This window comes from Chryseobacterium sp. S90, from assembly GCF_047444895.1.
GTDB lineage: Bacteria > Bacteroidota > Bacteroidia > Flavobacteriales > Weeksellaceae > Chryseobacterium.
In genome coordinates this window covers 236,328-258,307 of record NZ_JBLGCX010000003.1, presented here as the reverse complement: position 1 = coordinate 258,307, position 21,980 = coordinate 236,328, and the positions used below count along the sequence as shown (strand labels likewise).

At 38.0% G+C, this 21,980-nt stretch carries 16 protein-coding genes; 12 read left to right on the top strand and 4 right to left on the bottom strand.

What is annotated here, in order from left to right; genetic code table 11:
* From ACLMCG_RS11050 to kduI, 4 genes are read right to left on the bottom strand one after another with little or no spacing between them, the layout of a single operon-like run.
* On the bottom strand, window positions 1-1,005 hold the full coding sequence (locus ACLMCG_RS11050; protein WP_413959586.1) for a sugar kinase: 1,005 nt from the start codon (window positions 1,003-1,005) through the stop codon (window positions 1-3).
* Window positions 1,006-1,014: 9 nt separating this feature from the next.
* On the bottom strand, window positions 1,015-2,412 hold the full coding sequence (uxaC, locus tag ACLMCG_RS11045) for a glucuronate isomerase (RefSeq protein ID WP_413959585.1): 1,398 nt from the start codon (window positions 2,410-2,412) through the stop codon (window positions 1,015-1,017).
* Between the two features lie 17 nt (window positions 2,413-2,429).
* Window positions 2,430-3,212 (bottom strand): gluconate 5-dehydrogenase, encoded by a 783-nt coding sequence (locus tag ACLMCG_RS11040; protein ID WP_413959584.1) that lies wholly within the window; start codon window positions 3,210-3,212, stop codon window positions 2,430-2,432.
* Window positions 3,213-3,220: 8 nt separating this feature from the next.
* Entirely contained in the window at window positions 3,221-4,057 is an 837-nt protein-coding gene (gene kduI, locus ACLMCG_RS11035; protein ID WP_413959583.1) for a 5-dehydro-4-deoxy-D-glucuronate isomerase, read from the bottom strand.
* Between the two features lie 879 nt (window positions 4,058-4,936).
* Between kduI and ACLMCG_RS11030 the strand changes: the two genes are divergently transcribed.
* The 12 genes from ACLMCG_RS11030 (at window position 4,937) to ACLMCG_RS10975 (ending at window position 21,920) form a co-directional block, all read left to right on the top strand.
* The gene (locus ACLMCG_RS11030; RefSeq protein WP_413959582.1) at window positions 4,937-7,954 is read left to right on the top strand and encodes a SusC/RagA family TonB-linked outer membrane protein; all 3,018 of its coding nucleotides are present in this window, start codon (window positions 4,937-4,939) and stop codon (window positions 7,952-7,954) included.
* A gap of 10 nt (window positions 7,955-7,964) precedes the next feature.
* Window positions 7,965-9,800, top strand: coding sequence for a RagB/SusD family nutrient uptake outer membrane protein (locus ACLMCG_RS11025; RefSeq protein WP_413959581.1), 1,836 nt, complete (start codon window positions 7,965-7,967; stop codon window positions 9,798-9,800).
* 82 nt (window positions 9,801-9,882) lie between these two features.
* Entirely contained in the window at window positions 9,883-10,905 is a 1,023-nt protein-coding gene (locus ACLMCG_RS11020; protein WP_413959580.1) for a pectinesterase family protein, read from the top strand.
* A 29-nt stretch (window positions 10,906-10,934) separates the two neighbouring features.
* On the top strand, window positions 10,935-12,350 hold the full coding sequence (locus ACLMCG_RS11015) for a pectate lyase (RefSeq protein WP_413959579.1): 1,416 nt from the start codon (window positions 10,935-10,937) through the stop codon (window positions 12,348-12,350).
* Between the two features lie 49 nt (window positions 12,351-12,399).
* Entirely contained in the window at window positions 12,400-13,395 is a 996-nt protein-coding gene (locus ACLMCG_RS11010) for a DUF4861 family protein (protein WP_413959578.1), read from the top strand.
* Between the two features lie 11 nt (window positions 13,396-13,406).
* Entirely contained in the window at window positions 13,407-14,660 is a 1,254-nt protein-coding gene (locus ACLMCG_RS11005; protein ID WP_413959577.1) for a glycoside hydrolase family 88/105 protein, read from the top strand.
* 83 nt (window positions 14,661-14,743) lie between these two features.
* Entirely contained in the window at window positions 14,744-16,387 is a 1,644-nt protein-coding gene (locus ACLMCG_RS11000; RefSeq protein WP_413959576.1) for a glycoside hydrolase 43 family protein, read from the top strand.
* A gap of 120 nt (window positions 16,388-16,507) precedes the next feature.
* Entirely contained in the window at window positions 16,508-17,353 is an 846-nt protein-coding gene (locus ACLMCG_RS10995) for a rhamnogalacturonan acetylesterase (protein ID WP_413959575.1), read from the top strand.
* A gap of 1 nt (window position 17,354) precedes the next feature.
* The gene (locus tag ACLMCG_RS10990) at window positions 17,355-19,022 is read left to right on the top strand and encodes a glycoside hydrolase family 28 protein (protein WP_413959574.1); all 1,668 of its coding nucleotides are present in this window, start codon (window positions 17,355-17,357) and stop codon (window positions 19,020-19,022) included.
* A gap of 23 nt (window positions 19,023-19,045) precedes the next feature.
* Entirely contained in the window at window positions 19,046-19,957 is a 912-nt protein-coding gene (locus tag ACLMCG_RS10985) for an alpha/beta hydrolase (RefSeq protein ID WP_413959573.1), read from the top strand.
* 31 nt (window positions 19,958-19,988) lie between these two features.
* Window positions 19,989-20,948, top strand: coding sequence for a pectinesterase family protein (locus tag ACLMCG_RS10980; RefSeq protein WP_413959572.1), 960 nt, complete (start codon window positions 19,989-19,991; stop codon window positions 20,946-20,948).
* Between the two features lie 237 nt (window positions 20,949-21,185).
* The gene (locus tag ACLMCG_RS10975; RefSeq protein ID WP_413959571.1) at window positions 21,186-21,920 is read left to right on the top strand and encodes a rhamnogalacturonan acetylesterase; all 735 of its coding nucleotides are present in this window, start codon (window positions 21,186-21,188) and stop codon (window positions 21,918-21,920) included.
* Window positions 21,921-21,980: the final 60 nt, after the last annotated feature.

Below are 21,980 nucleotides of genomic sequence, written 5' to 3'. Positions count from 1 at the left end.
TTATCTTTTTATTCTTCCTCCTGAATTTCCGTTCATCACTTCCAGGATGTCTTCTACACTTGAATAGTTAATATCTCCCGGAATAGTATGTTTGATCGCACAGGCTGCGTTTGCAAAATTCAATGCTTTTTCATCATCAAAATTCTTTAAACCATAGATTAATCCTGCGGCAAAAGCGTCTCCCGTACCGATTCTGTCAACGACAGGATTGATTTCCAGAAGGTCTGTTTCAAAGTAATTTTCGTTTACCCATGCTCTTCCCTGTGTCTGCTGGGAACTTGCGGTAACCCCTATTCTTATTTTATCAAAAATCTTATAAACGGAAGGAATCTGTTGTTTTAATTCTTTGCAGGCTTCCATGAAACCTTCTTTATCTGAAGAAAAATGGGTTCCGAGAATTTCGTTAATTTCATTTACTCCACCGATAAATACGGTGGAATAAGAAACCAGTTCTTTAAGCGCTTCACTTCCGTTTTTACCATATTTCCACAGGTTTGAACGGTAAGCAGGATCGGTTGTAACTTCAATCCCCATGTGTTGAGCGGTTTTCAACCCCTCTTTTAAAGCTTCATAGGCAGATTCCGAAATACCGGGACTGATTCCTGTCCAGTGAAAGTATCCGCATCCTTCAAGCGCTTTATCCCAGTCTATTTTTTCAGGCCGGATGTTCGCAAAAGAACCATTCAGCCTGTTATAAGCAATTCTGCTGGCACGAACTGATGATCCTACTTCAAGAAAATACAATCCCAGAGGATATTCATTCTTGTCGATAAAGATGGTATCAATGCCAAAACCCTGAATGAAAGAAACCGCAGATTCTCCGACAAAATCATCGGATACACAGCTGATATGCTGTACTTCGCAACCCATTGTTGCCAATGAAGCAGCGACATTCAGCTCTGTTCCTCCAAAAAAGAACTCCATTTCATGACTTTGTTTCATGGTTCTGTTTCCGGGTGGAGAAAGCCTCATAATGACTTCACCGAATGTGACTATTTTGCTCATGGTACTCAATTAAAAATCAAAATAGTTTTTCGCATTATGATAACAGATATCTGAAATGGTTTTCCCAATCAGTTCAATGTCATCCGGCAGTTCACCATTCTTCATTTCTTCTCCGAAAAGATTACACAATACCCTTCTGAAATATTCATGTCTTGGATAAGAAAGAAAACTCCTGGAATCTGTCAGCATTCCTACGAAGCAGCTGATTAATCCCATATTGGAAAGGGCATTCATCTGTTTGATCATCCCGTCTTTTTGATCCAGAAACCACCATCCTGAGCCGAATTGTACTTTTCCTTTGATGCTTCCATCATTGAAATTTCCGATCATCGTAGCGAAAATCTCATTATCAGCAGGATTCAGATTATATAAAATGGTTTTTGTCAGCTGATCCTTTCCGTCTAAAGTATTTAAGAATTTAGATAACGTTTCTGCCTGAACAAAATCTCCGATAGAATCCCAACCTGTGTCCGGTCCAAGAATCCTATGCATTCTTTCGTTGTTATTTCTCAAAGCTCCCAGGTGGAACTGCTGTACCCATCCGTATTTATGATAAGTCTCACCAAGGAATAATAAAATTGCTGTTTTAAATTGATTAACCTGCTTTTCGGCAATCACTTTTCCTGCCAGTTTATCATTAAAAATAGCATTCACTTCCGCTTCTGAAGCTTCTTCAAAAGAAATATTGTTTAAACCGTGGTCACACAATCTGCAGCCATTTTCATGAAAATATTCAATTCTTTTAAGCAAAGCATCACATAAAGTCTGGTAGGAAGTAATCTCAATACCTGCCGATGCTCCCAGCTTTACCATATAATCTGCAAAATTGTGATTTTCAATCAAAATTGCTTTATCCGGACGGAATGCCGTGCTTACCTTGATGCTAAAATCGCTTTTCGCAAGGTCCTGATGGTAATTTAAAATATCTGTAGGATCTTCTGTAGTACATAAAGATTCTACATTCATCATTTTCAACAAACCTCTGGTTGATTTTTGCGGTGTCTGAAGCTGAGCGGTGATATCCTCATAGATCTCCGATGCATTATCTTCACTTAATAATTCATCAATTCCGAAGTATCTCTTTAATTCCAGATGAGTCCAGTGATATAATGGATTTCTCAATGTATAAGGGACCGTTTTTGCCCATGCTTCAAATTTCTCTTTGTCAGTAGAATCACCTGTGATGAATTTTTCATTCACTCCCATGGTACGCATGGCTCTCCATTTGTAATGGTCACCGGCAATCCATACTTTAGAGATATTTTCAAAAACAGTGTCTTCTGCAATATCTTTAGGGATCAGATGATTATGATAATCAATGATAGGTTGTTTTTCTGCAAATCTGAAGTAAAGTTCTTCAGCGTATTTATTTTGTAATAAAAATTGATCTGTTATAAAAGGTTTCATTCTAGTCTAATCTGTAGTTATTCATTAGCAGGTTTTCCAATGGTGGCGAGAATTCCTCCGTCAACGTAAATAATCTGCCCGTTGATGAATCTGCTTGCATCAGAAGCAAGGAAAATAGCTGTTCCTGCAAGGTCTTCCGGATTTCCCCATCTTCCTTCCGGAGTTCTGCTGATGATAAAATCGTTGAAAGGATTTCCATCCACACGGATGGGTTCTGTCTGAGAAGTTGCAAAATATCCTGGTCCGATTCCGTTCACCTGAATATTATGTTTTGCCCATTCTGTTGCCAGGTTTTTAGTAAGCATTTTAAGACCTCCTTTTGCAGAAGCATATGCCACTACATTATCACGTCCCAGCTCACTCATCATCGAGCAGATATTGATAATTTTCCCGGATTTTCTTTTAATCATATATTTCCCGATTAATTTCGACATGATAAAAGGTCCGGTAAGATCCACATCGATTACTTTTCTAAAGTCGTCCACCTCCATATCAATAGCTGGAATACGCCTGATGATTCCTGCATTGTTGACAAGGATGTCTATTTTTCCATGGGTAGCTTCCATCAAAGCTACTTTCTGAGCTGCTTCCAGTTCATCGGTTACATCAAAAATATATCCGGTTGCTTTATACCCTTTTTCGTGGTAGTAATTCAAAGCTTCCTCTAATTTTGATGGCGTTGTGCTGGTAATTGCCAGTTCAGCACCAGCAGCAGCCAGCCCTTCTGCCATTGCCATTCCTAATCCGTGAGTACCACCTGTTACAACAGCTACTTTACCGGATAAATCAAATAAATTCATTAGAAAAATTACTTTAGTTCGTTTGTTTTGATACCGTCCATATCACCGTAGTCCATATTTTCTCCGGCCATACCCCAGATAAAAGTATAATGAGTTGTTCCTACTCCTGAATGAATAGACCATTCCGGAGACAGTACAGCTTGTCTGTTGATCATAAACAAATGACGGGTTTCATGAGGCTGTCCCATAAAATGACTTACCGTCTGCCCTTCTTCCAGATCAAAATAAAAATACGCTTCCATTCTTCTGGCATGGGTATGGGCGGGCATTGTATTCCATACACTTCCGGGGTGCAGTTCCGTCATTCCCATCTGAAGCTGACATGTTTCAACTACAGAATTCACAATCAGTTTATTGATTGTACGTTTGTTGGCGTACTTTTCTTCACCCAATACCACAATTTCCGCTTCATTTTTCGTGATTTTCTTTGTGGGATATGAATGATGTGCCGGCGCTGAATTGATGTAGAAATAGGTTTGCTCTTCACCATCTTTTTCAAAAAAGACTTCTTTAGCTCCTTTTCCCACGTATAAAGCTTCTTTATTCCCAAGGTTGTATACCGTTCCATCTACCGTTACTTTTCCGGCACCACCTACGTTGATAATTCCCAGCTCTCTTCTGTCAAGAAAATTTTCAGCTTTAAGATCATCTGTAGGTTCCAGCTTCAAAGCTTTGGAAGAAGGCATTATCCCTCCTACAATAAGTCTGTCATACATAGAATAGACTAATTTTATCTTATCCTCATTGAATAAATCATTGATCAGAAACTCCCTCCTAAGATCTTCTGTGGTATAATTTTTAACATCTTCCGGATGATGGGCGTAGCGAAATTCTGACTGTATCATACTCCTATTTTTACTTTTCTTTTTTTGCGGTTTTCTCAAACCAGTTAAATTACATGTAATCGATTGCATAAAATTACACTAAAATTGGCAGAAATACTTGTGGGATAAATATAGAATTATTCTTCAATTAGTTAACAAAAAATTAATTTAAATTTTAAATAATCTGATTTTCAGATATATATAATTGAAAATTACGCTAATTTTTATTGAAATAAAAACTTTTCATTTAAAAAAAATTAACCAAAAACAGAACCGGGAACCTTCAAAAATATAAAATCATGCCAAAATAAAAAGGGATTTACAATATGTAAAATTGATAAAAATTAAACACTTTTATAAAATATACTATATATATTATGATATATTATTAAAAACAACAAAATAGAGATTCAAAATACCATAAAAAAAGATGACAAAAATCAGAAAATATTACAAAATTTAATTCCAAGATAATAATTCAGGGATTTATGGGATGCAAAAAACATATGAATATTAAGTTATTTTTAAGTTTTCTAAATCTTAAGCATTAAAAAAATGAAAAATTTCCACCTAATTGTACAACATTTAGTAAAAACCAATATTAACTTCATTTACAATATGTTATACAATAAAAAATCTCTATAGTTGGATAGAATATTTTTATTTAAACCATCAAATTAATAAAAAAATAACATTTTTTTCTTTGCATATTGAAAAATAATATTAGTTTAGGAGCCAGAATAATGTTTTATAAAAAATTACGCAATCGATTGCACTAAAGCGTAATAAAATATTAAAAAGCTTCATGACCACTAAAGTCCGCAGAATAATACTTAACAGTCCTAAACAAGAACGATTGAAAAAACTTTCAACCAAGAATTAAAACTATAAGGATACAAAATGGATAAAAGAGTACAATCAATAAAGTGGTTATATTTAACTGTTTTTCTGCTTCCTGTCCTTGCAATGGCTCAAGAAAAAGAAACAAAAAAAGATAAAGAAACCAAACTGGATGATGTGGTTTTAGTGGGATATACAAAGGTTTCTAAAAAAGATGTTACCAACGCTGTTTCTTCGGTGAAAGGCGAAGCGCTTAAAGATATGCCGTCTACCAATGCTGCTGAAGCTATCCAGGGAAGACTGGCCGGAGTGCAGGTTTCCCTGAGTGAGGGATCTCCCGGAGCTGATGTGGATATTGTCATCCGCGGCGGAAACTCCATCACTCAAAGCAATGCCCCGCTCTATATTGTAGATGGTGTGCAGATGGATAATGCCCTGACGATCTTATCGCCAAAGGAAATAGAATCAATAGAGGTATTAAAAGATGCTTCATCAACCTCTATATTCGGTTCAAGAGGAGCCAATGGTGTCGTTCTGATCACGACAAAAGGAGGCCGTAAAAAGGGAAAAACAACAATCAATTATAATGGTTTTGTAGGAGTAAGAAGTATTCAGAATAAGCTTAATGTACTGGATCCTTATGAGTATGTACTCTATCAGTATGAACAATATTATAAGAATGGAGACCTGAAAGATATTGAAACTTTTAACAACCGCTACGGAACATTTGATCAGCTGGATAAATATAAATCTGTCAAGAATGTAAACTGGCAGGATAAACTTTTCGGAAGAGAAGCCTTCAACTTTACCCATAATGTATCTCTATCCGGAGGAAATGAAAATTCGGCATTCTCTTTAACTCTGAATAATGTTGAAGAAGACGGAATTATGATTGGTTCCGGATTTAAAAGAAATATGGCCAACTTCAGATATGATTATGATATTTCAAAAAAACTAAGCATTGGTCTTAATGCCCGTTACAGCCGCCAAATGATTTATGGTGCGGGAACTTCCGCTTCCGGTTCGCAAACGACCAACAGATTGAGAAATGCTATAAGATATCAGCCTTTTGAAGGAGGTTCTACAGTAGATGTTGATGAATTTGATCCGTTATTCGCAGATCAGACCAATCTTGTCAATCCAATTCTATTGGCCAATGATGAAGTAAAAGAAAGCGGAAGAAACGATTTATTGCTTAATGCAACGCTTGATTATAAAATCAGTAAAGACTTCTCTTTCCGAAGTGTAATCGGATATGTACAGAGAGATCAGGTTGTCAACCAGTTTTCCGGTCCGGTAACCAACCTTGCAAGACAAAATAATGATCAGCCTGTAGTATTTTTAAGCAACGCTCAAACCAGAAGAATTACGAATACCAATACCCTGAATTATAGAAGAACCTTTGGAAATCATAAACTGGATTTGCTAGCAGGTCAGGAAACAGTAAGAACAGACGGAGAATCGACGTCTATTAATATCAAATGGTTCCCGAAATCTTCTTCAGCACAGGAAGCATTTGCCAATTCACAGCTGGCTTCTCCTCCGTCAGGAATGATTCAGGATGCCCCTAAAACTGCAAGAGAAGTAGACCGCCTGGCTTCTTTCTTTGGAAGAGTAAATTACATCTATAATAATAAATATATCGCAACGGTATCCATGAGAGCTGACGGCTCAAGTGTTTTCAAACCAGGCCCTAACCAGTGGGGATATTTCCCAGCGGCATCTTTAGCATGGAAGATCAAAGAAGAAAATTTCTTAAAACAGAGCAATTTTGTCAATGAACTGAAGCTTCGTTTAGGATACGGAAAATCGGGAAACAACAGAATCGGAGCCTTTTTATATGATACCTTCTTCACCTCTTCTTCAGATTATGGATATGCTTTTGGAACCAGTGTTACACCTGGTGCCACAACAGGAAATATCATGGCAAATCCTAACGTGAAATGGGAAACTGCAACTTCTTATAATGCTGGGATAGACTTTGGTTTATTCAAGGGAAGACTTTATGGTACCCTTGATGTCTATAAGACTCATACGAAAGACCTTTTATTACTGGCTAAAATACCACAGACCTCCGGATATGAATTTCAATATCAAAATTCAGGAAGCAGTGAAAATAAAGGGATCGAATTATCAATGGGAAGTACCATCATCAGTAAAGAAAATTTTTCATGGAAGATTGATGCCAATATCTCATCCAACAGAAATACGATCAAAAGCTTAGGAAACAACGCCTCAGCAAGTTCAAATTCTTACTACTACCCTTCCGGATGGCAGAATAACTTGTTTGACTTCCTGGTACAGGTAGGCAAACCGGTAGGAACTTATTGGGGATATGTAACGGCAGGAAGGTATGAAGTGAGTGATTTTAATTATGACTCAGCCACTCAAATTTATACACTAAAAACAGGAATTCCAAATTCTGCTGCAGTAGCCAACGGTGCCAAAGCTATACAGCCGGGAGATCTTAAACTTCAGGATCTTAATGGCGACGGTGTCATTGACAGCAAAGATATGACTGATCTTGGTAGCGCTCAGCCTAAATTCTACGGTGGTTTTACCCAGACCTTCCGATATAAGAACTGGGATATGAGCCTTCTTTTCAATTTTTCAATAGGAAACAAGGTATATAATGCCAACAAAGTAGAGTATACAACCCAATATCTGTACAAAGATAATAATATGCTTGCAGAAGTAGCAGACCGCTGGAGATGGTTTGACAACGCAGGAAATAAGGTAACAGACCCAACGGCTCTTGCAGCCCTTAACGCCAATACAACTATGTGGACTCCGCCTGCAGGGGCTTACTTCCTGCATTCGTATGCCATTGAAGACGGTTCATTCTTAAGACTGAATAACCTTACCATAGGATATAGTCTGCCAAAAGGATCTCTGGAAGCCATCGGAGTGAAAAACCTGAGACTGTATGCCACCGTGAATAATTTATTTACAATTACCGGCTATTCAGGATTCGATCCGGAAGCCAATACAAGAAGAAATCCATTAACTCCTGGAGTTGATTATTCAGCTTATCCAAGAAGCCGATTTATCTTATCAGGAGTAGATATCACTTTCTAAAACGAACGCTATGAACAAAAATAAATTTTCAAGCCTTTTTTTATCTCTTGCCTTTGTGGTGACCCTGAATTCATGCAGCGAATATTTAGAGGTAGAAAACCTTTCCAACACCGCAGAAAAACAGCAGTTTGACTCAGCGCCGGATACTTTTGCTGCTCTTGTGGGAGTTTATAACAGTGCTATGGGTGACAATACCTATGGACAGAGAATGAATCTTATTCTCTCTCAGTCAGGAGACGACTTCAGGACATCAGGAGATTACAATGCCAATGACAGAAGAGGAGTCAGCTGTTTTGGAGCAGTTCCTACCAATACAGAATTATTAAGACCTTTCCTGGATACTTACACAGGTATCGAAAGAGCCAATCTTGTTATTAAAAACATTCCACTTTCTCCGGTGTATCAAACCGGATCCGCAGCTGATAAAAAACTGATGGACCGCTATCTCGGAGAAGCTTTGACATTAAGAGCAATGTTCTACTATGATCTTATTAAAAACTGGGGTGATGTTCCGTTTCAGGACAAACCTTCAGCAGATCTTCCTTCGGTATATTTACCTAAAACAGACCGTGACATCATTTATGATCAGATACTGGAAGATCTTGCTAAAGCTTCAACCTTAGTTCCATGGAAATCTGAAGGAGGAACTACGGCACAAAGACTTTCAAAAGCTGCAGTAAAAGGATTAAGAGCAAGAATCGCCCTGGCAAGAGCAGGATATTCTCTGAGAAGAAGTCCCCAATTAATGGTACAAGGCACCAATCCTCAGAAATATTACCAGATCGCTTATGATGAGTGTAAAGAAATCATCAATTCCGGGCAGCATAAGCTAAATCCAAGCTATGAAGGTCTTTTCAGATCACTGCATACCAACAGTCCGGATACAACGAATGAAATTATTTTCGCTGTTGGAGCGTTTGGAGGAAACTCACGAACAGATTCTAAAATCGGATATTATAATGGGTTAAGACATGATGATTCAGACTGGAAATCAGCAGGAGGAATCAGTGCTATTCCTACTTATTTCTATGAATTCGGTAAAAATGATTTGAGAAGAGATGTTAATATTGCTATTTTTAGAGTAAGTACAAGTAAACAGGAAGATCTTCAGACTTCTATCAACTGGAATGATGGAAAATTCAGAAAATCATGGACAAGCATTACAGGAACTTCACAGAATTTAGGAATTGACTGGCCGCTTTTGAGATACGCAGATATTTTATTAATGTTTGCAGAAGCAGATAACCAACTTCACAGTGCGCCTTCTCAGGAAGCTATAGATGCCGTAATGGCTGTCAGACAAAGAGCTTATGCCGGAAATCCAGACCAGGTGGGAACGATCCCAACTTCCAAAAATCAGTTTTTCCAGTATATTGTACAGGAAAGACTGCTGGAATTCGGAGGCGAGGGATTAAGAAAATATGATCTGATCCGTTGGAACCTTCTGGAAACAAAAATCAATGAAACCAGACAGAAATTAACAGATTTCATGAATGGTACCGGAGCTTATGCCAACGTTCCTGAATATATTTTTTATAAAAAACCGGCATCAACCGTTGTCAATTATGTTCCTACAAAAACAGCACAGCAAAATGTACTGGACATGGATATTTATGTCAACGGAATCAGCAAAGCTGATGTTTTCTACAATCCTAACCAAAGTGTTGCCACGCCTTCAGGATATACAAAAATCAACTGGAGACTTGCCATGACACAGCCTTACATCAACGGAGATCCTGTGAAAAGCTATGCTTATTATTTCCAGCCTAATAAAAAGGAACTTCTTCCTATAGCCCTGGACGTAATCAATTCAAATTATAATCTTACTCAGGATTACGGATACTAGACAGTTTAAGTTTACATTCATATCAAAAATACAGGCTGATCTCTTGAAGAACACAGCCTGTATTTTAAACCAAAATTGCTTTATGAGATATTCCATCCTTTTTAAAAACTGTACGCTGTTTTCTGCTTTTTTGATTGCTGTATTCAGCCTTCTTTCTTTCCGGACCAGGGAGAAAACCCTCGTGGTTTCGAAAGACGGAAAAGGTGACTTTACAACCGTTCAGCAAGCAATAGATGCAGTTGAAAACAATTCTTATCTGAGGACAAAAATTATTATTAAAGCTGGAATTTATAAAGAAAAAATTGTTATTCCTGAATCGAAAGGCCCCCTTTTTCTGGAAGGTGAAAATTCTGAAAAAACAATCATTACTTATGATGATTTTGCTTCTAAAAAAAATGCAGACGGAAAAGAAATCGGAACTACAGGCTCATCTACTCTATTTATTTACTCCAATGATTTTAGTGCTAAAAATATTTCATTTGAAAACAGTTCAGGGAAAGTTGGACAGGCCGTTGCAGTATTGACTTCAGGTGACAGGATCGCTTTTGAAAACTGCAGGTTTTTAGGAAATCAGGATACTTTATATCTGAAAGGAGTTCAGGATCTTCAGGATAAGACAAAACCATCAAGAAATTATTTTAAAAACTGTTATGTAGAAGGTACTACTGATTATATTTTCGGTGCAGGAACCGCTGTTTTTGAAAACTGTATCATTTATTCCAAAGAAACGGCAAGTTATGTTACCGCAGCTTCTACTCCACAGGAAAATGAGTTTGGTTTTGCGTTTATCAATTCTAAAATTATTGGTAATGCAAAAGAACATTCGGTGTATCTGGGAAGACCGTGGAGGCCATTTGCTAAAACTGTTTATATCGATTGTGAACTCAATTCCACAATAAAATCTGAAGGATGGCACAACTGGAGCAAACCTGATGCTGAAAAGACAACATTTTACGCAGAAAGCTACTCAAAAGGGCCGGGAGCAAATGTCATGCAGAGAGTTTCATGGTCACATCAGTTAACCCAACAGGAAAGAAAAAAATATACGACAGACAATATCCTGAAAGGCAAGGATAACTGGAATGTGAAAAAGAGTTTAAAATAATTCAACCCTTCAAAGAGAATTTTTCAATCATGACAAAGAGTTTCATCAGACTATTCGCCACCGGAATTTTATGCAGTATTTCCCCGCTGATCAATGCACAGGAAGTATTGAGCTTTCCGGGTGCTGAAGGTTTTGGAAGATTCACAACGGGAGGTCGTGGCGGAAAAGTATATTTTGTTACCAATCTGAAAGACGATCATTCTGAAGGAACATTAAGATATGCCCTGAACCAGAAAGGACCAAGATATATCGTTTTTAAAACCAGCGGAACCATCTATCTTGAATCTCCTTTAAAAATAAAAGAAGGTAATGTCACCATTGCCGGACAAACCGCTCCCGGAGACGGCATTACCGTTGCCAATTACGAAACATTTGTAGCGGCTGACAACGTTATTATCCGCTATCTGAGATTCAGAATGGGAGATCAGAAAAAATTTGAAGGCGATGCCTTGGGTGCAAGATTCATCAAAAATCTAATAGTAGATCATTGCTCTATGAGCTGGTCCACAGACGAAACTGTTTCCATTTACGCCAACGAAAATACAACCTTGCAGTGGTGTATTATTGCGGAAAGCCTCAGAAACAGCTTCCATCAGAAAGGAGCTCATGGTTACGGAGGAATTGCCGGAGGTAAACTGGCATCATTTCATCACAATATATATGCTCATCACGATAGTAGGAATCCACGATTGGGAGAATATGCAGGAAGTAAATTTGCTCTCACCGACCTTACTGATTTCAGAAATAATGTGATGTATAACTGGGGACACAACAGCATATACGGCGGTGAAGGAATGAACGTCAATATCATCAATAATTATTACAAACCCGGACCTGCAACCATCACCAGACAACGGATTGCTGCCATAGATAAAAATGAAAATCCGAAAACGGAAGTCTACAATACCTGGGGAAAATACTATATCCATGGAAATGTCATGGAGGGAAATACTGAAACCACCAAAGACAATTGGAAAGAAGGTGTTTTTAATCAGATGAAATCCTCGTATAACCTAACGGAAAAAGATAAAAATTCCATCAGGATTAATCAGCCTCACGATATTAAAAATAATACCATCACCCATACCGCCCAGGAAGCCTATGAAAAAACTTTACAATATGGAGGAGCAAGTCTGGTACGTGACGCTGTTGATCTACATATTATAAAAGATATCAAAACCGGAAACTTTACTTATAAAGGATCAAAAGGAAGCACAAATGGAATCATCGACTCTCAGGAGGATGTTGGTGGATTTCCAAATTTGAGACAGGAAAAACCACTCCCTGATTCAGATAATGATGGAATGCCTGATGAGTGGGAAATCAAACATCATTTAGACCCAAAATCCGCCAATGCCAATGGTAGAGATCTGGATAAAAATTATGACAATATTGAGGTTTATTTCAGCGATATCGTCAGTAAAATAACCGATGAACAACGTTAATAACCACGAAAACTCTTTGTTACAAATCGGTAAACTAATAAGAAAAAGTATGAAATTCAGCTTATTTACAATATGTATTGCGGGAGCTTTTATCAGTTCAACTCTTCCAGCACAGACTTCTGTGATTGAAAACAGTAAGAAAAACCCTAAAGCACCATTTTCCTACGCTGAACTTTCTGTAAAAGAAGGTGGCAAATGGGAAGGCAATCAATACATCGGCGGAACTTTTAAAAACATTCAGGGACTTACCCTGCCGGAAGCCCATACGGATCACTCCTCGTATATCAGATATGAAGGAATTGGTCTGGAAAACAATCAGATTGGCTACAGGCTCTATCTGGACTGGAGAAATGCTACAGATATTTTTGGTAAAAAGGTAAACACTCTGGTATTACCGGAAGTCGGTCAGGATGGTTTTGAATCCTATCATCATGATGCGCCGTGGGGACAGGATATTCTGAAGTCCGGCCGTACCATCGGAATCGGGTCTTATGGAAGATATGATGAACAGAACGATTATGTTGAAACTTTTAAAATCGTAAAAAATACCACCGCAAAAGTAGTCAATGAAAAAGACCAGTCTTATGCCATTATCAATTACAAAGGATGGAAAACCTGGGGTAATCCGGTAGATCTGCAGTCAAAACTGACGATTTTACCCAAAGACCGTTTCGTAAAAGTAGACCTTACCCTAAGCAATAGCCTTTCAGGTTTGTGTACGGGAATCGTTGCTTTTAAAGACATTCCTTTGAAACAGGGAATCAGTAAAAATAAAAAATGGGGCTATATTGCGACTTATGGGCAGCAAACTTTAGCCAAAAAAGAAGACAATCTGGGAATGGCAGTCTTCTATCCTATTGAAAGCCTAGATCAATATGTAAAGACAAAATCTACCCATACGATCATTTTCAAAAAAACAAAGAATATCTCTTATTACTTTTTAGGAGCCTGGTCACAGGAACCCAACGGCTTAACCACTGAAGACGCTTTCTACCAGGATTTAGATAAAAAACTGGATATTCTGGATAAAACTCAACAACTTTAAAGTTTAAAATTATGAACTTTATTAATAATTCTATTACAATCTATGCATTGGCAGCAGTATGCTCAGGCTTCTTTTTTTCCTGTGCACAAAAGCCACTGCAAAATTCTTCATCCGAAATACAATCAAAAGTAAACGGAAAAATTTCAGCCAAACTTCCATGGTCGGAAAGAATGCTTCTTTCTGAAATACAACGCTTTCCTCAGGCATGGATGCTGGATTATAACAAAGCTCCCAAATGGAGCTATCCTACAGCCATCGTTCTGGAAGGTGCTGAAAGATTGTTTGAAAAAACGGGAAACAAAGAATATTACAGGTATATCACAACCTTTGGTGATACCATGGTGAAAGAAAACGGAAGTATTGTTTCTTACGAGCTTTCAAAATACAATATTGACATGCTGAATTGCGGAAATGTACTTCTTTACCTCTATCAGCAAGAGAAAAAAAACAAATACTTAAAAGCCCTGCAAACCCTGCGCACTCAAATTGACGGACAGCCAAGAACTTCAGAAGGCGGTTTCTGGCACAAGAAAATTTATCCTAACCAGATGTGGCTGGACGGATTATACATGGGAGAGCCATTTTATGCCCATTATACCCATGATTTTTCAAAAGGAGAAGAAGCTGAAAAAGCTTACAATGATATCATCAATCAGTTTGTACTGATTCAGAAACATCTTTTAGATAAAAAAACGGGACTGCTCTATCATGCCTGGGATGAAAGCAGAGAACAGCAATGGGCAAATAAAGAAACCGGACTTTCACCAAATTTCTGGTCAAGAGCAATGGGCTGGTACGGAATGGCTATCGTAGATGTACTGGATTATCTGCCTCAAAACCATCCGGGAAGAGTAAAATTACTTACCTATCTGAAATCTTACTGTGATGCTGTTATCAAAGTTCAGGATTCCAGGACAGGACTTTGGTACCAGGTATTGGATAAAGGAGGAGAAAAAGGAAACTATCTGGAAGCAACAGGTTCATCTATGTTTGTGTACACCATGATAAAGTCTGTCAACAAAGGGTATCTGCCCAAATCATATAAAACATATGCGAAAAAAGGATACGATGGCATTATCAAAAACCTGATAACAGTAGATCAAAACGGTGTTGTCAGCTTAAATAAATGCTGTGCCGTGGCAGGCTTGGGCGGAACACCTTACAGAAGCGGTTCTTATGAATATTATGTGAATGAAGAAGTACGCTCCAATGATCCGAAAGGAACAGGCCCTTTTATCCTGGCAAGTTTAGAATTTGAAAAGTAAAAAAAGATTAGGAAATCATCATCCTTATCAAGGTTTAAAACCTTGACAAGGATTGGTAAGTCAGGAAAAGTATAATTGATTCTATGAAGACAAAAAGTATTATAAATATCATTGCCATCACCGCATGTTCAGTAGCTTCTACCTATCTTCAGGCACAGGAGAAAAAATATGCTTCCGAAGTATGGATTGCTGATCAGGGGGAAAACTACAGAAATCCCGTTTTATATGCAGATTATTCTGATCCGGACGTTATCCGGGTAGGGAATGATTATTATATGACGGCCTCCAGTTTCAACGAAGCGCCCGGACTGCCTGTTCTTCATTCCAAAGATATGATCAACTGGAAACTGGTTAATTATGCAATCCAGGATCTCTTGCCACTCGAACATTTTTCAACACCCAAAAGAGGGGACGGCGTTTGGGCACCCAGTATCAGATTTCATAAAGGAGAATTTTACATTTACTGGGGAGATCCTGATTTCGGAATTTATATGGTAAAAACTAAAGACCCTCTGGGAATCTGGGAGAAACCGGTTTTGGTGATGGAAGGCAAAGGTTTGATTGATTCCTGCCCTTTCTGGGATGAAAATGGCAATGCCTATCTGATTCATGGCTGGGCCGGAAGCCGTGCCGGAGTAAAAAGTATGTTAACCCTCAATAAGATGAATCCGGAAGGAACAAAAGTACTCGACAAAGGAATTCATATTTTTGATGGTCATGATGCTCATCCTACCGTTGAAGGGCCTAAAATGTATAAAAGAAACGGCTATTATTATATTTTTGCTCCCGCAGGTGGTGTTGCAACAGGTTGGCAGCTTGCGCTGAGATCAAAAAATATCTATGGCCCTTACGAAGAAAAAATTGTTTTGGAGCAGGGTTCAACAAACATCAACGGACCTCATCAGGGAGCATGGGTAGATACCCCTTCCGGAGAAAACTGGTTCTATCATTTTCAAGACGTGGATGCGGGCGGAAGAATTGTTCATCTCCAGCCTATGAAATGGGATAAAGACTGGCCTGTAATAGGAACAGACTATAATAAAAACGGAATCGGAGAGCCTGTTGTAAGCTATAAAAAACCTGATGTTGGACAATTATATCCTGTTGTAACCCCTGCTGAGACCGATGAATTTGATGGGAAAAAATTAGGATTACAATGGCAATGGAGCGCGAATGAAAATATTGTATGGTCTTCCAAACTTCCCGGACAGCAATTTTTAAGATTATTCTCGATAAAAGTTCCTGAAGGTGAAAAAAACCTGTGGAATGTTCCGAATCTGTTAACCCAAAAATTCCCGGCTCCGAATTTTACTGCCACAACAAAGGTAAAATTAGTTCCCGAAGAAGCTAGGGATGGAAAAACTGCAGGGTTACTGGTTATGGGATTAGACCATACATCACTGGTTATCACCAACAAACATGACGGCTATTACCTACAACTAAGGAAAGCTGAAAAAGCAGACAAAGGCGGTGAGGAAAAAATACTCTGGGAAACTCAGTTAAAAAGCAATGAGGCTTATTTAAAAGTAAATGTAACCGAACCCAACGGATTATGCCAGTTCAGTTATAGCGAAAATGGGAAAGACTTCATCAAAACGGGTGATGTTTTCCAGGCAAAACCGGGAAAATGGATTGGAGCAAAAGTAGGGCTTTATAGCATCAGTATGGCAAAAGCACCACGAGGAGGATATGCTGATTTTGATTGGTTCAGAATTACTAAGAAGTAAAAAATACTGGTAAATGCTAAGACGCTAATGATAGCAAAAAGGACTGTTTCTGGACATTTCTACGCCTTAAATCAGAGAATAAAAAACCTCCCACTTTTGCAATTACCCAACAAAAAAGTCATGAAAAAAAGAATATATAAACCCGTTTTACTTTCATTAAGTATCCTATTCCTGTCAGCATGTCAGTTACAGGATAAAGCACAAAAAACAGCAGTAAAAACAGATAGAAAAGTAACCTATATTTACCTCATCGGAGATTCAACGATGGCTGATTATACCGGAGATTATGATCCAGGAAAAGACTATATGAAAGTCCGGTATCCCATCACAGGCTGGGGACAGGTTTTTCAGCCATTTTTTGTAAAAGACAGTATACAATCTCTGAAACCTGGGATCACAACAGATTCTGTAGCGGTTATTGACAGGGCTCATGGTGGAAGGAGCACACGAACATTTTTCCAGGAAGGAAGATGGCGGTATGTCTATGAACATCTTCAGGCTGGTGATTATGTAGTCATGCAGTTCGGGCATAACGATGGTTCTGAAAAACATCCTGAACGCTATGTGAATATTCAGGGATATAAAGAATTTTTACGTTTATTCGTTTCTCAGACGAGACAGAAAGGAGGAAATCCCGTTATTGTAACTCCAGTCGCCAGAAATTATCCATGGAAAGACGGAAAACTGGAAAATGTACATGGAGATTACTGGCAGGCCCCGATTGATATTGCAAAGGAAATGAATGTTCCCTACATCGACCTCAATAGATTATCGATGGATTATTTTACGAAAAAAGGAGAAGATTTCACAACAACTCATTATTTTATGAACCTTACGGAGAACGTCTATGAAGCCTACCCAAAAGGACAGAAAGACAATACTCATTTTCAGCCTGAGGGAGCAAAAGCAGTCGCTTCTTTAGTCTATCAGGAATTTAAAAAAATAATTAAAACTCAAAAAAAATAACATGAAGAAGTCACTTACAATGATCGGTTTAGCCACAGCAATGATGTTTTCGGGGCAAGTTTTTGCTCAGAACCTGAATATTTATAAAAACATTGAGTTTACAATGCCTCAGGTTGCAGAAACCAATTTTCCTGCCCAAACAGTTTCCATCACACAATTTGGCGGAATCTCAGGTGGAAATGTAAAAAATACGGCAGCTTTCAAAAAAGCCATTGAAGACCTTAGTAAAAAAGGAGGTGGAAAACTGGTGGTACCAAGAGGAATGTGGTTAACAGGTCCTATTGAACTGAAAAGCAATATCAATCTTCATGTAGAAGAAGGCGCATTTATTATTTTCAGTAAAGATAAAAATGATTATCCTTTGGTAGATGTAAGTTTTGAAGGATTAAATACCATCCGTTGCCAGTCTCCTATCTCAGCAAAAAATGCTACGAATATTGCCATTACAGGAAAAGGAGTCATTGATGGAAGCGGTGACGCTTGGAGGGCTATCAAAAAAAGTAAAGTCGCAGAATCTGAATGGAAAGAAATCTTAAAATCGGGTGGAATTCTATCTTCCGACGGCAAAACATGGTACCCTTCAGAAAGCTATAAAAAAGGATTTGAAAGCAGCTCAAGCTTTAATGTTCCTGATAAAATATCCAAAGACGAACTGGCCACCGTAAAAGATTTTCTGCGTCCGGTGATGGTAAGTCTGGTGGGTTGCGACAAAGTATTGTTAGATGGTCCTACTTTTCAGAATTCCCCGGCGTGGAACCTTCATCCGCTGATGTGCTCCAATCTGATCCTAAGAAATCTTACCGTAAGAAATCCATGGTTTTCACAAAATGGCGATGGTGTAGATCTGGAATCCTGCAAAAATGTTCTGATCTATGACAATACATTTGATGTGGGTGATGATGCTATCTGTATCAAATCCGGGAAAAATGAGGATGGCAGAAAAAGAGGAATGCCTACAGAAAATGTAATTATCAAAAATAACGTAGTGTATCATGGCCATGGAGGATTTGTCGTGGGAAGTGAAATGTCCGGCGGAGCAAGAAACATTCATGTATCTGATTGTACTTTCATCGGAACAGATATCGGGCTTCGTTTTAAAACAACCCGTGGAAGAGGCGGAATTGTAGAAAATATTTATATTAAAAATATTGATATGATTAATATTCCTACCCAAACAATTGGTTTCAATATGTTTTATGAAGGATCTTCCCCGGTTTTAGAAGACGGACAAAAACAGGAAGGAAACAAGACTCCGGAAAAAGTATATCCTGTAACAGATGAAACTCCGGTTTTCAGAAATATTTTCTTTAAAAACATCAATGCCGTTAATTCTTATGAAGCCATCACTCTATTTGGTCTGGCAGAAATGAACCTTAAAAATATTGTGATTGAAGATTCAAAATTTGATACCAAAAAAGCACTGACTATTGTTGATGCAGACGGAATTCAATTAAAAAATGTAACGTTGAAATACTCTGAAGGTACAGGAGCAACGGTTTACAACAGTAAAAATATCAACCTTGCTGATGTAAAATTTGAATCCCCAATCAAACCTTATATCAAAATTTTAGGAAACAAAACGGGAGCTGTTATTTTGCCAAAAGAAATACGATCCAACAAAAATTTGCTTTCTATAGGAACAGAAGTACCTAAGAATGCAGTAAAATAATATAATTTGTAAGAATCCGGCTCATGATTTTTAACAAAAGACATACTTATATTTCTATTTCTATTTTATTCGTAGGGACGATGGCATTCGGGCAGATGAGGCCGAATGCTTCTCCTTACACCAATGAGGGGACTTTTGAAAAGCTTAAAAAGAAACACAGCTTTATTACCCCTATTGACCGTTCAACACCCCAAAATATCAGAATTGATAAAGATATTGAATACAGTTCTGTTCATGGAGTTTCTTTAAAAGCAGATGTTTACTACCCTGCTGATTCGTCAAAAAAACATGCAGGAATCACTATGGTACATGGTGGAGGCTGGATTTCCGGAAGTAAGGAAAATGAAAAATACATGGCAATGGAGTTGGCATCAAAAGGTTTTGTAGTCATTGCTGTTGGTTATCGCCTTGCTGATATTGCCAAATATCCTGCGGGCATTGAAGATGTTGAAACCGCTATTCAATGGATCAGGAAAAATCACAGACGATATGCTTTAGATAAAAATAAAATGGCGGTTTTAGGTGAATCTGCCGGTGCACAGATGGCAACCCTGGTAGGCGTAAAAGCCAAAAACAAAATAAAGGCAATCATCAATGTTGACGGAATTGTTTCGTTCATCCATCCTGAAGCTGAAGAAAGTACGTATGCCTCCTACTGGCTGGCTGGTGACAGGGATATCAATCTCAAAAACTGGACGGAAGCCTCACCGTTGGAATATGTAAATCAACATACGCCGCCTACTCTTTTCATCAACAGTTCGCAGCCCAGATTCCGTGCAGGAAGAGATGATATGATGAAGAAACTGCAGTCTTATAACATCCCTACTGAATTCCATGAGATCAAAGATTCTCCGCATTCATTCTGGTCGGCAGAACCGTGGTTTACAGAAACTCTGAACTATACTGTAGATTTTTTAAATAAGGTTTTAAAATAGCTTTTAATTTCAAACGGATCAAATAAATGGTATGAAAAAATTACTTTTAATTCTATTCATAACAGCAGCTCAACTGCTATGGGCAGGCGAACCATACATTACGATTACAGTTGATCAGAAAGGAAACGGAGACTTTACCTCCATTCAAAAAGCCATCAATTCTATAAGAGATCTGGGACCTGCTGAGGCATTAATCAAAATAAAACCGGGAATCTATCATGAAAAGATAAAGATTCCCTCTTCTAAACATAAAATCACTCTGGAAGGCGAAAACAAAGAAAATACGATCATTACCCATAACGACTTCTCCGGAAAGCAGGATGCGTTCAATGAAAAGATGACGACATTCAATTCATATACGGTATTGGTAATGTCGGATGATGTTAAAATTACTAATCTTACCATTCAAAACAGCTCATGCAACGAAGGCCAGGCTGTTGCTCTTCATGTAGAAGGTGATCGTTTTATCATGATAAACGCTGCTATTTTAGGATGTCAGGATACTTTATATTCTGCGACCAATCACAGCAGGCAATATTTTGAAAACTGTTATATAGAAGGAACTACAGATTTTATTTTCGGACAGGCTACTGCCGTATTTAAGAACTGTACGATTAAAAGTCTCGCTGATTCTTATATCACTGCAGCCGCCACCGAAATTGACAGGAAATATGGTTTTATATTTTTTGACTGTCAACTAATTGCAAAAGATGGCATTTCCAAAGTGTATCTGGGAAGACCGTGGAGGCCCTACGCCAAAACAGTTTTTATCAATACGGAAATGGGAAAACATATTCTTCCCCAGGGCTGGGATCCATGGAAAGGCGACAAAATGTTCCCTGATAAAGAAAAAACGGCCTACTATGCAGAATCCGGAAGTAAAGGAGAAGGTGGAAACACTTCAAAACGTATAAACTGGTCTCATCAGCTAACCAAAAAAGATCTGAAAAATTACATTCTGGAAAAAATATTTGATGGCTGGAGCCCTTAATTATTGAATTGCCGGACAAATGCACAGACGAAAAGATTTAAAATTACTATCCTGTTAAGGCGCAATAAAATCAAAAATTTCCAGCAATTTGTATGGTTTAAAATTTATCGAAGATAAAATCATTGCGCCCTGAAGCATTGTCTTTTAACTTCATTAGCTCCTTTGCGTTTTTCCAACTTATTTGTCTGATGATATGGAATCAATTATGACAAGACAAAAAAATTATAAAAAACAACTATGAATAAAAAGCTTACCCTACTCCTTTTCTTCCTATCAATCATGACATTGGCACAACAACCAACTCTATTTCTGATTGGCGATTCAACAATGGCCAATAAAGAAAATCCGGATAAAAACCCGGAACATGGCTGGGGACAGATCCTTCCCTCTCTGTTGACTTCCGGAATATCCGTTCAGAATCACGCAACTAACGGGAGAAGTTCAAAAAGCTTCAGAACGGAAGGAAGATGGGATAAAGTGATGAATCAGCTTAAGAAGGGAGATTTTGTCATTATTCAGTTTGGGCACAACGATCAGAAAATCAATGACTCGGCACGGTTTACCAATCCATATACTCAATACAGAGCCAACCTTGAAAGATATGTGAACGAAGCGAGATCTAAAGGTGCTATTCCCATTCTGATGACGTCTATTGTCAGAAGAAACTTTAATGAGAATGGTGTTTTAGTGGATACACATAAAGAATATTCTTTGGTAGTAAGAATGGTTGCTAATGATCTTAAAGTTCCTTTTGTGGATTTACAATTATTGTCAGAGCAACTGGAAATTTCTTATGGTCCGGAAAATTCAAAAAAACTGCATCTGCATTATAAAAAAGGGGATGAAAATTATTATCCGGAAGGAAAAGATGATGATACTCATTTGTCAAAGCTGGGAGCTGAATCCGTTGCAAAACTGGCAGCGGCTTCTTTGAAAAGTCTGAAAACAGGATTAGAGAAATATATTAAATAAAAAGTTTTACGATCTGCGCGGTTTGTTATTATACACTAATTCAGACAGCAATATTTTTTA

What these genes read in the sequence shown, in the direction of transcription:
- ACLMCG_RS11050 (WP_413959586.1), bottom strand. Translation starts at nt 1,005, where the DNA reads ATGAGCAAAATAGTCACATTCGGTGAAGTCATTATGAGGCTTTCTCCA.
- uxaC (WP_413959585.1), bottom strand. Translation starts at nt 2,412, where the DNA reads ATGAAACCTTTTATAACAGATCAATTTTTATTACAAAATAAATACGCT.
- ACLMCG_RS11040 (WP_413959584.1), bottom strand. Translation starts at nt 3,212, where the DNA reads ATGAATTTATTTGATTTATCCGGTAAAGTAGCTGTTGTAACAGGTGGT.
- kduI (WP_413959583.1), bottom strand. Translation starts at nt 4,057, where the DNA reads ATGATACAGTCAGAATTTCGCTACGCCCATCATCCGGAAGATGTTAAA.
- ACLMCG_RS11030 (WP_413959582.1), top strand. Translation starts at nt 4,937, where the DNA reads ATGGATAAAAGAGTACAATCAATAAAGTGGTTATATTTAACTGTTTTT.
- ACLMCG_RS11025 (WP_413959581.1), top strand. Translation starts at nt 7,965, where the DNA reads ATGAACAAAAATAAATTTTCAAGCCTTTTTTTATCTCTTGCCTTTGTG.
- ACLMCG_RS11020 (WP_413959580.1), top strand. Translation starts at nt 9,883, where the DNA reads ATGAGATATTCCATCCTTTTTAAAAACTGTACGCTGTTTTCTGCTTTT.
- ACLMCG_RS11015 (WP_413959579.1), top strand. Translation starts at nt 10,935, where the DNA reads ATGACAAAGAGTTTCATCAGACTATTCGCCACCGGAATTTTATGCAGT.
- ACLMCG_RS11010 (WP_413959578.1), top strand. Translation starts at nt 12,400, where the DNA reads ATGAAATTCAGCTTATTTACAATATGTATTGCGGGAGCTTTTATCAGT.
- ACLMCG_RS11005 (WP_413959577.1), top strand. Translation starts at nt 13,407, where the DNA reads ATGAACTTTATTAATAATTCTATTACAATCTATGCATTGGCAGCAGTA.
- ACLMCG_RS11000 (WP_413959576.1), top strand. Translation starts at nt 14,744, where the DNA reads ATGAAGACAAAAAGTATTATAAATATCATTGCCATCACCGCATGTTCA.
- ACLMCG_RS10995 (WP_413959575.1), top strand. Translation starts at nt 16,508, where the DNA reads ATGAAAAAAAGAATATATAAACCCGTTTTACTTTCATTAAGTATCCTA.
- ACLMCG_RS10990 (WP_413959574.1), top strand. Translation starts at nt 17,355, where the DNA reads ATGAAGAAGTCACTTACAATGATCGGTTTAGCCACAGCAATGATGTTT.
- ACLMCG_RS10985 (WP_413959573.1), top strand. Translation starts at nt 19,046, where the DNA reads ATGATTTTTAACAAAAGACATACTTATATTTCTATTTCTATTTTATTC.
- ACLMCG_RS10980 (WP_413959572.1), top strand. Translation starts at nt 19,989, where the DNA reads ATGAAAAAATTACTTTTAATTCTATTCATAACAGCAGCTCAACTGCTA.
- ACLMCG_RS10975 (WP_413959571.1), top strand. Translation starts at nt 21,186, where the DNA reads ATGAATAAAAAGCTTACCCTACTCCTTTTCTTCCTATCAATCATGACA.